Source organism: Pseudomonas sp. NPDC087346, assembly GCF_044744235.1.
GTDB lineage: Bacteria > Pseudomonadota > Gammaproteobacteria > Pseudomonadales > Pseudomonadaceae > Aquipseudomonas.
Map to the genome: position 1 here is coordinate 22,558 of NZ_JBIUXX010000063.1, position 10,272 is coordinate 32,829.

The 10,272-nt window shown below is 51.9% G+C and carries 6 protein-coding genes and 3 pseudogenes; 5 read left to right on the top strand and 4 right to left on the bottom strand.

All coding sequences use genetic code 11. From position 1 onward, the window contains the following. Positions 1-214: 214 nt before the first annotated feature. Positions 215-850 (top strand): response regulator transcription factor, encoded by a 636-nt coding sequence (locus tag ACIOZM_RS26460; protein ID WP_401219302.1) that lies wholly within the window; start codon positions 215-217, stop codon positions 848-850. 46 nt (positions 851-896) lie between these two features. Further along, the gene (locus tag ACIOZM_RS26465) at positions 897-4,547 is read left to right on the top strand and encodes an ATP-binding protein (RefSeq protein ID WP_401219305.1); all 3,651 of its coding nucleotides are present in this window, start codon (positions 897-899) and stop codon (positions 4,545-4,547) included. Between the two features lie 268 nt (positions 4,548-4,815). Here the strand turns inward: ACIOZM_RS26465 and ACIOZM_RS26470 are convergent, their stop codons facing one another. Next, a complete protein-coding gene (locus ACIOZM_RS26470; protein WP_401219308.1) occupies positions 4,816-5,418 on the bottom strand; it encodes a response regulator in 603 nt (200 codons plus the stop codon). 560 nt (positions 5,419-5,978) lie between these two features. On the opposite strand from ACIOZM_RS26470, the pseudogene ACIOZM_RS26475 reads away from it, so the two are divergent. Together ACIOZM_RS26475 and ACIOZM_RS26480 are read left to right on the top strand one after the other, a co-directional pair. Next, positions 5,979-6,678 (top strand): annotated as a pseudogene (locus tag ACIOZM_RS26475) (IS5 family transposase). 638 nt (positions 6,679-7,316) lie between these two features. Then, a complete protein-coding gene (locus ACIOZM_RS26480; protein ID WP_401219309.1) occupies positions 7,317-7,673 on the top strand; it encodes a hypothetical protein in 357 nt (118 codons plus the stop codon). A gap of 135 nt (positions 7,674-7,808) precedes the next feature. Here ACIOZM_RS26480 and ACIOZM_RS26485 read toward each other — a convergent pair whose 3' ends face one another. Further along, positions 7,809-8,165, bottom strand: a complete 357-nt coding sequence (locus ACIOZM_RS26485) for a histone-like nucleoid-structuring protein, MvaT/MvaU family (protein WP_401219312.1) — start codon at positions 8,163-8,165, stop codon at positions 7,809-7,811. An 88-nt stretch (positions 8,166-8,253) separates the two neighbouring features. Between ACIOZM_RS26485 and ACIOZM_RS26490 the strand changes: the two are divergent. Then, positions 8,254-8,562: pseudogene (locus ACIOZM_RS26490) on the top strand (hypothetical protein); the annotation flags it as partial. 207 nt (positions 8,563-8,769) lie between these two features. Here the strand turns inward: ACIOZM_RS26490 and ACIOZM_RS26495 are convergent. Beyond that, a pseudogene (locus ACIOZM_RS26495) lies at positions 8,770-9,027 on the bottom strand (transposase); the annotation flags it as partial. Between the two features lie 222 nt (positions 9,028-9,249). Next, positions 9,250-10,272 (bottom strand): RHS repeat-associated core domain-containing protein (locus ACIOZM_RS26500; protein ID WP_401219314.1); only part of this gene is annotated, 1,023 nt, incomplete at its 5' end.

Consider the following 10,272-nt stretch of genomic DNA (forward strand, 5'->3'; position numbering starts at 1 on the left):
GTAAGGCAAAGAGCCTTTCAACCCTCGATAACTCACCGCAACCTTGCTGTACGTACAACAAAGCAACAAACCGCTTCTACAGGTCGAGCGCAGGGGAAAGGCAAAAAATTTCAAACCAACGGGTGCTGCCCACCTCGCGTGGCCTCTGCTGGCTCAGGCTTGGCGCGACGATGAGTGCCGGCAAATCCTCCACCTTATAAATGAGGGTCATTAAATGCAAAGGATCAGGCGTCAATCTGGCGAGGAACACGTCAAACCGAAAAACCGAATTATCATCGCCGATGACAACTGTGTCATGCGCACAATATTGGTTATGAGGTTATTAAGTGAGGGATTCACTGTGGTCGGTCAGGCCAGCAGTGGCGTGGAAACGTTACGTTTGGCCAAAAATTGCGCACCGTCCTTGGTGATTCTGGATCTAGATATGCCGTTAATGGAAGGGCTCTCCACCTTGCAGCAATTACGCAAAGTATGCCCCGACGTCCCCGTGCTGGTATATAGCATGCTCAACGCTAGCGTTTACAGCTATCGCTGCCTGCGCCTAGGTGCACGAGGTTTCATCAGCAAGAACGACGAGATCTCCTTGACGCTTTATGCAATTACGCAAGTTCTCCAGGGCCAAATGCTGTTTCCTAGCCATTCAATGGCCGTCGCCTCAGATGATTTATCGGATGGCGAAATCGTTGCACTGCGCTGCCTGGTGCGAGGAGGGGACGTCGACAGCATCGCTTCAGCCCTGATGATCAGCCCTGCTCACGCGGGAGAGCTGAATCATAAACTCAATACTAAACTGGGCATGCCCACGAATAAGGAGCTAATTCGTTTCGGCAGAAGTTTGACGTTGAGCTGAGTCACGTCGTTGCACTAGCGCTACATTCACAAGACAAGGAGTCATGATGTCGATTCGCAAAAAACTATTTCAACAGTGGCCGTACAGTCTTACCGGGCAATACCGTACTTTGGGGTGGCGCCCATTACTGCTGAGCTTCCTGATTTATTGCTTTTTAAGTCAGGGAGTGCAGGCGACCGAGCCCATTCAGCTAGAGCCGCAAGCAAGCTTACCGCTGATAAAGCTGACACTCCCCCCCCCTGAGCTTTCCTGGCTGCAGGCACGCCGAGTAGTACGCGTGGGCATCGGAGAGCAAGACTACGGTCCGTTATCCTTGTTGCGTAATCGGAAGTTTAAAGGGCTGATGGCTGACTACGTATCGATTATCACCAACAGTCTAGGACTAAGCGTTCAAGTAAGCGTCTATCCCGACTGGCCGAGCGCACTGCAAGGTCTGCGCTCGGGAGAGGTAGACGTGCTGGGGTTGGGGTCATCTTACGAAGCTCAACTTCCAGGCTTATTATTGTCCACCCCCTACACCGCCAATCAACCAGTGCTGGTAGGCCGCGATATTGGCGCAGAACCGTCATTGGCGAACTCGAGACTGGCAATGGTGGAGGGCTATGCCTCCACTGACGAGTTGCAAGCGCACTTTCCTGACGCCTACGTGAAACTCTATGCGTCGGTACGTGAAGCGCTTCATGCCGTTCAATACCAGCATGCTGACTGGGCTGTCTGTGACGCCGTTACCGCGGCCTATCAGATTGGCCTAGGAGAACTGCCTAACCTACGCATGCGTCCCTTAGCCGACTTACACGACCCGGGATACAGCTTTGTATTTCGGGAGAGCGATCCTCTTCTGATGGCTTTATTCAATCAGGTGATTTTCAGTATTCCGCTGGCGACTCGCTCCAATATTCGCACTTATTGGGGAGGCAATGTTTATTTTGAGGCGGCACAAGAGCCGCTTTACACGCCCGAGCAGATTCGTTGGCTAGCGACACGCCCGCAAGTACAGGTGGCGGTCAGCGGCTCTGCACCACCCTATAGTTTTTTTGACAATGATGGAAATTTTAGCGGGATAGTGGCTGATTTACTGGATGAAATCAGCCAACGCAGTGGGCTGCATTTTGAGGTGGTCGAACGTAATTCCGCCCAAGAAACTGTGGACACCCTACGAAAAGGCGATGCGCAGATATCGCCATTCGTGGCGGCGACGCCTGAGCACAAAGAATTTCTCAACTTCACAGAACCTTTCGGTACGAGCAGTTTTGCCTTGATCGGGATACACGGCAGTACCATCAACAGCCTGGAAGACCCGCGCAACAAGCGAGTGTCGCTGATCCGCGGCACACCAATGATCGACGGGCTGCGAAAAAGCCACCCCGACATCACGTTTGTTGAAACAGAAAGTCCACTGGAAAGCTTGTTGGCCGTCGCCAACGGGCGTGTTGACACGGCGGTGGTGTTACTACCGATTGCCCGTTATATGATTAATCAATACTTTACTAAAAACTTAAGTGTGCTGACCTCCCTGCCTAAGCTGCGAGTCAATCTTTCCTTTGCCGTCACCAAAGCACAGCCCATGCTTTTTGATGTCTTGGAGGCAACTTTCAGTCAAATTGAACCGCGAATGGTCGGTACTCTTCTGGAGCGCTGGCAAGACAGTCCACCGTCAGAAGGCAATGCGTGGAGCAACTATGAGCGACGGCTGCGCTGGTTCGCCATTGTCGCAGGCACGGTCATCGGCATGCTCCTGATGTGGTTCGTCTATTCCGTTTTTCGACGTATTCGAAGTCAAGCCGAAAAGGGGCGCCAAGCATTTCGCAGTGCCCTGCTGGACGGTCTTCCTCAACCTGTGGTCATGCGCGATCTCAACGGGACATTCTTATTGTGCAATGACGCCTTTTACGACGTGTTTGGCTTACAGGCCGCCGACGTCATTGGACATAAGTGGGAAGAGGTTCAAGGACTGAAGGGTGTTCAAGAGAACGATCCGAAGCACACGTACGAGACGTTGTTAGAGGCTAACGAGCCTAGCGTGTGCCTGATTGCCTTTAGAATTAACGAAGTGCTGCGCAATTATCGCCAGTGGGTAGTACCGCATAGAGACGCTAGTGGACGCTGCATCGGCTTGCTCATGGGCTGGATTGACATGTCCGACACCGAGCACCTTCTCCATCAGCTGTATGCCGTGCGAGATCAGGCGGTGCAGGCCAGTGAGGCGAAGACTCGTTTTCTGACCGTCATGAGCCATGAGATTCGCACCCCGCTGCACGCCATCATTGGGCTGTTGGAGGTGACCCTGGCCCGAGTCGACAAGGGGGAAGAATGGGACCGTACGACGATTGAGGCCGCCCACTCATCGTCCAACGCCCTGATGTTTTTAATTGGTGAGATTCTTGATTTATCCAAGATCGAGGCTGGCAAATTGATCTTAGAGCCGCAACGCAATAATCCCAAGGAGCTCGTGGAAAGCGTCGGACGGGTTTTCCATGGGTTGGCAGATCAGAAAGGACTATACCTGACACTGGACTTTCAGCTCGACTCCGCCAGTGATGCCTGGATTGACGGAGCGCGCTTGAAGCAGGTGCTGTTCAACCTACTCAATAATGCCATCAAGTTCACGGATCGAGGGGGAGTCAAAGTCTCCTTGCACGTTCAGCAGGTGGGAGCCCAATTACAGATGGGGTTTGTCGTGGAAGATACGGGTATTGGTATCTCTTCCGAGAACCTGAAATTGCTGTTTCAACCATTTAGTCAGATCAGTGGGCCCGAGAACAATCGGGGTGGTACCGGGTTAGGGTTAGTCATCTGTCAACAGTTGATCGAGCTGATGAAAGGCAGCTTGCAACTCTCCAGCACCCCTGAGCGGGGGACACGAATCAAGCTAATGCTTAACGCACCAGCACTGGACGCTGCCAGTTCAGAAGCCAGCAGCAAGAGCATCAGTCAACGGTCAGCGCTACGGGTCTTGCTGGTTGACGACCATCCGGCCAACCGTTTGTTGCTATGGCACCAGTTGGTACTGCTCGGGCATACCGTAAAAGAGGCAGAAAATGGCCTTCAGGCGTTTAATCTGATGAAGCAAGAACCTTTTGATGTGGTGATCACCGATTGCCATATGCCGATAATGGATGGCTATGAACTGACCCGCCTCATTCGCGAGGATGAACACGCATCGGGACGCCTCCCAGGCCCTATCATTGGGTTTACCGCCAATGCACAAGTATCAGAGCGACAGCGCTGTCTGGCTGAGGGCATGAATGATTGCCTGTTCAAGCCGGTCAGCTTAGAGATGCTCAAAACTTGCCTGAGCGGGACGCCCGTTGAGACCAACCCGATGAGGATCACCTCTTCTCTCGTTACGCCAAAATCCGCAGTATTAGACCTGGTTACATTCAACTCACTCACCGGAAGTGATCCAGCCGTGGAGCGCTTACTACTCGATAGTTTGTACGCCACCAATTGCCTTGATCTAAAACAGTTTGATGAGTTCCTGTCGACCAAGCGATGGCAAGACCTCGCACGCTTGGTGCACCGTCTCAAAGGCGCGGCACGCATGGTCGGCGCCCAGGTACTGATCGAAGCAGCAGAAATCTATGAGCAACAAAACCATAACGAACTGGCGGAGGAAGAAACTATCAGAAGCGCGATTGAAGTACGCGTCGCAATAACACAATTGCAGGAGGCGGTTACCGAAAGGTTGAGCGCATAGCCAAATAAGCTGAGGTTAGGTAATCGATCAAGACCTAAACCTGGAAGAGTCGGGAGTCCGTTAAAAATGTGCATTGCCGGTCGACACCTGAGGTGTGTTGCCCGGTACTGCATCGCAGGTTACGAGCCTCACAACCTACTTTGTGGCATCACACGCAACGGATGCGTGCCCCATGCGAAGCACTCCAACATTTCAGGCACGGCCCAAGCCTCTTTTAATTAATCGCGCACGCGCATGAGGCAAAAGTGCTCACTCAAATATAAGGCCTCTATTTAGTACGATTGAGCAAGTCCATCAACGTATTGGCATTTAATTTTTTGAGTGCGCGAACCTTGAAAGTGCTGGTGGTTTTACAACTTAGCTGCATGCGTGCCGCCACCTGATTATTACTGAGGCCTTGAGTTAACAGCTGGAGCACTTGACGCTCTCGCGAGGAAAGCCTGCCCATCGGGTCGCCTGTCACGTTCAATCGTCCCTCCTGCTGAACCCAGTCAGGATAATACTTCAGGCCGGATTGTACGGTCCGTATCGCACTGAGCAGAACATTTCCGTCTTCAGTCTTACTGACAAATCCGTACGCCCCCGCCAAAACACAATTGATGATGACGAATCGCGAATTCTGTGCAGAGAAGACGATAGTTTTAACCGGCATGTCCAGCAGCCTGATGCGTTCAATGACCACAAAACCATTCAAGCAAGGAATATCAATCTCCATGAGCACAACATGAGGTTTATGCTCACTAATGAACTGCATGGCTTCAATCCCGTTGCACGCTTGAGCGACAACGTTAAACCCATGTTGCTTGAGCCAGGAGGTTAATGCCAAGCTCATAACCGGATGCTCATCTACAATAAGGACTTTGTTTTCCATGGAACCTCTCCGGGTCTCAAGAGTTGATAAATATTGTATCGCTGCCCGTAAATCCGTCATCACTCGCATATAAGTACCAAAGCAAACTAACCAGATAAATTTTCAGACCTCCTTTTTCTCACTGTACGACACCCGGACTCCGTAATACTGTAGGGAATTCCTGATCCTCTCGTAAATTTAATTTAAACCGAGGTCGCTTCGATCTGCACTTGATCCGACTGCATGCAGCAAGTAGTTAGAAGTCACTTGACACTTAGCTTTAAAGAGGTGAATGTTTAAACCTCGCCTGGAGCCATGGCGATATAGCGTCAGCGGATTACTTTTTCACGCGGCTTCATTTGGAAAATTAACCTTGGCCAAAACGATCCGAACATTGGCATACTCCAAACTGTTGCCGACCCGCCCGGAGTTGGTTCAACAACCTTGGCTTTGGCGTCGGCTCAGGTCCATCTACCTCGTCCACAGATGTTTTGATAATTTTTATTACTCTAGGCTCTGTACGAAACCCCTTGAAACACCGAAATGGGTAAAATCGTCGCCATCAAACGAAGGAGACTCTGATGGCCAAGCGATACGAGCTCAGCGATGCATCCTGGAAATGATTGAAGATCTCTCACTCATCGGGGATCAGAAAACGGGACGCCCAAGAAACGACAACCACTTGATGCTCAACGGCATTTTGTGGGTGCTCCGCTCAGGCGCCTCATGGCGCGATATGCCTGAGCGTTTCGGCACCTGGTCGACGGTTATTCAGCGCTTTCGTGACTGGCATAATCGAGGCACCTTTGACTCGATACTCAAGCGCCGCATGTCAGGCCCAACGAACAAGGGTTGATTGATCCGGATACCTGGATGATCGATTCCACCGCAGTATGTGCAATCTGAGCCTCTTCCGGCACCGGAAAAAGGGGCCCTGAAGAACCGCGAGATCATGCGTGAGGCCGTAGTCACGACGGCCTCACGACCAAGAACAGGCCAGCGATATTACTCATGCACAGCCGTTGCTTGGCCAGGTTCAAGCCCCAAACAGCCCGAGGGGGCGACCTCACAAGCGCTGTCGCTGGCTTTGGCGGACAAGGGCTACGATGCTGAACACCTTCGGCGCTATTGCGACCGCTACCGGATGCAGCCGGTGATAGGCAGAAAGAGAATCGACGGATCAGTATGCGCTACGACAAGCTGGCGAAAGGTTTTGGCGCAATGGACTCACTGGCTTGCGCCATGCGGTGTTTGCGACAGTACTTTTCATACACCGCTTAGGAGTGCGGTATCACAATGAGTCCGCGCCAAACCAAATGCCAAAAAAAACCCTGTATCCCGAGAGGGAAATACAGGGAAAAAGGATTACGATGAGGCCGCTTACTGAACGAGATGACTACCTAACCGACTTGAAAGTAGCCGCGTCGCGCGTGAGTGTTCAACAAGTGACAGGGATATTATGCTTGGGCCTACATAACTTTTGCTGTAGGGAAATCCTGATTTATATGCGTTTGAACGCGGCGGACAGCGATAGGTGACAGCACGCGGGTGATGGCGGATAAGCACAGACTAAGTCCTGTTATCTCAATCGGCCTATTACGTAGGACCGTATCGGCCAACCTCGCAAAAGACGTGCGCTATAGGAACACATAGCATCGAAACAACACCATCGCACCGCGCACAGCCCTTAAGCTCCGTGACGCGCTCACCATATCGCAGAGGTCGTCGCAGCACTCGCCCTCTCGGGTGCTGCTGAGATGATTTCAGTATTTACCTACAGCCCTCAGCCAAGGCGTTGTATTTAATATACCTAGGTACGATACCCTCTCAGAGCGTGGATACATCCATCGCCATCAGCCTCCTACACCTCAGCCATAAACGCTTTACAGCATTCGTAAAAACTCAACAGGAAAGGGTCAGTGAGCAGCGAGTCCAAACCTCACCCGCGCGAAATTACTTTTACTACCTTGGAACAGCAAATAGAGGAGTATTTTGCGGCAGGACATACCGTCCAAAAAATTCCGTCCGGCCTCAGTGGGCAAACCATGCCTGGTTTGGTTTCCGCTCATCACCTTCAGTTGCAGAAGGAGCGAGCCAAACTAGCGCCTGCTCTGCAAAAACAGGCAGAAACTGGCAAAACAATCGGGGCGGCGGCACGCGCCTTGAAAATTAAAGTCGCCCGAGCACGATTGATCGCCACTGAAAATGCAATCAAGTTCGCCGCTCGCGAGCGGACTAAAGAGAGCTCTCAGCCCCCTGCCCTGCCTAAGCCATGATGAACGTCGCCCTGAACGGTTTCGCTGGCGATCAGGGCGGTATCCTTGAGCACTATCCGTGGATATCCATCACGAACGCCCACTATGGCGAGCACGATCTAACCAGGATCAAACGCGTATCATGTTGCGCTACCTTTACTGGTCCAGCCAACCTTCAACCGTTTGCGCACCATACTGCTGCTTCCAAGCTTTGAGCAATTTATGATTGCCCCCCTTGGTTTCAATCACTTCGCCCGACTCGGGGTGACGGTAAACCTTTACGATTCGGTGCTTACGGGTTGATACAGGCTCTGCTATCGACACAGCTCTTTCTGGGGCTAAAATCTTGATAATGTCCCGCAGACTTTTACTGTACTCGCCCATCAGTGCACGCAAACGCTCTTCGAATTCCATTTCGGTGAGAAAAGCGGGGTCATCCTCTAAGGCATTGAGCTTTTTTTGCAGTTGCTTAATGGCGTCTTCAGTGGCGCGGTAATCATTAATTAAGGACATACAGACTCCGGGAATACTCAAACCTGAGGGAATAGTGAATATAACTCTACCACGGCCTGATTTTATTTTCGAATACACCGGATAGGCATACAGCACCGGGGGCAAGGCCACTTTGCTTGGAGTCAGCAAGCGCGGTGACAAAAATTTCAGGCTATTATGGGTTCAGTGTGCTCGAGTTTATCTTCAGCAATTGAAGATCAAGCATGGTGCGTTGGCAGATGGGGTTCGCCCGCTGCTGATACGACGACACTCGAACGTGGTGGCCTGTGCCTTGGCCAACAAACTGGCTCGATCTCAGCTGGTCATGGCGTATTTAATGCAGGGCCAGATGCCGTGGCTATCTGACTCGGCTGTTGTTCTAGTGCCACGAACCACTTTCAGGTTTTGCGATAGCTGAACAATGGATGACGTGAACGGTCCACCGGCCCAGCGAAGAACCTGCTTTAAAAATCGCTTCTGCAAGAAGCCGTTAGCCTTTTCAGGATCGTCAGGCGCGACTCTCATCATGGCGTGGGCATCCCTTCATACAGACGCAGGATAGATTAAGCAAGCCAAACACTTCGCCCATTAATCAACATTGCAAAAACGGGGGTGACCATAGATTTAATATCGATTTTATCCGTTCAAGGCGGGTAATCCGAGCTTCCAACTCCTGAATTTTCTGCTGTTCCGGGGTCAATACTTTGCTCAGCGGAGTGACGCCTTGGCGCTCCTTCTGAACCTGATCAACCCAGCAGCGCAGAGCTGACTCGCCGACGTCGAGTGAACGGCTGGCGTCGATATAGCTGTAGTTTTGCTTGAGTACGAACTCAGCAGCCTCGCGCTTGAATTCAGCAGATAACACACGGCGTTGTTTGCTCATCAGGCACCTTGATCTGGCGAGTATTCTCGCCTAAACGGGTGTCCGGAATCATTAGCCCCTACAAGTCGCACGGCTTGAAGATATTTACGGGTGCGCCACCCCGATCGAACGCGACATGTCGGTGAAAATCATTGCGCAGTAAAACAAGAAGCCCCTGCCCAGTCCGCTGCGTCCCCCTATCCGCAGTGGGTTGGGCGGGGCTTTTTTACAAGTAGACGTTCATTAATGAAATGACTCCCATTGCTTACTTCTGGCTGCTCTGAAGGCGACAATGTTGGCGCTCGGGATCGGGGTGATAAACGTCATTTCCACAGTCATACCTGGAATCACCGCTACAAATTCGGACTGTTCGAGCGTGGCACCACTCATCAACAATCGGGCATCCATATTTTTTCGGGGAGTGAAAGTGAAGGGAGGCTCGAGCCCCATTGTCTGATCATTAATAACCTGCTCTCTCAAACCCGGAATTTCCATCCGGTACAGGTAGGCTCTGCTGTCACCATATCCACCTGATTCTTCATTCATGCCGGTGGATACGTAACCTGGAACGGGGTTTCTAACGTGCTCCTGGGATTTGGTGTTAATTCCTTTGATCTTCACTTCCTGCTTGAACTCCTGTTTGATTGCGAGTCCTCTGTTATCCCTGGGGAAAAAACCGCCTGCTGCACGGATCTGTTCAGGGGTACGATTGTCCCCTCTCATGGCCACGACACTACCCGATGAAGTAAGCATCAACTGATGTTTACCTACAGCGAGTGAGCTGGCAGCATAGGAAGGAAGTGTTGTTTGCTCATCCGCTGTGGATAACACTATAGGAGACGGTTGACTGTTAGACGCGACTGCCGGGGCTTGCAGAGGCGGGTTCGTTGTCGCTGGAGTCGGAGGAGGCGGGACAGTCCGAGAAGGCGTCGAAACGACAGGTTTTGTAGCTACTGGCGGTTTTGTTACCAAGGCAGGAGCCGAGCGCTTAGAAGACCCACCTGAAGTCGAGGCGTTAGCGGCCGGGGCAGAAAAAAGCTTCCGTCTCGCAGCAACGCTCAGGGGAGCGGGCTCACCCTCATCGTCCGAAGCCAAGCCATCCGTATCAAACAGGGCAATCGGATTGTTTCTGACCATCCGATACAGATTAAGCCCATCGATGGTTCCCGCTGGATCCGGATTGATCCAGCGCCCCAGCCACGGTGCGTAATAGCGAAAACCGTAGTAATACAACCCGGTCGCATCGCGCTCCTTGCCCGAATAACG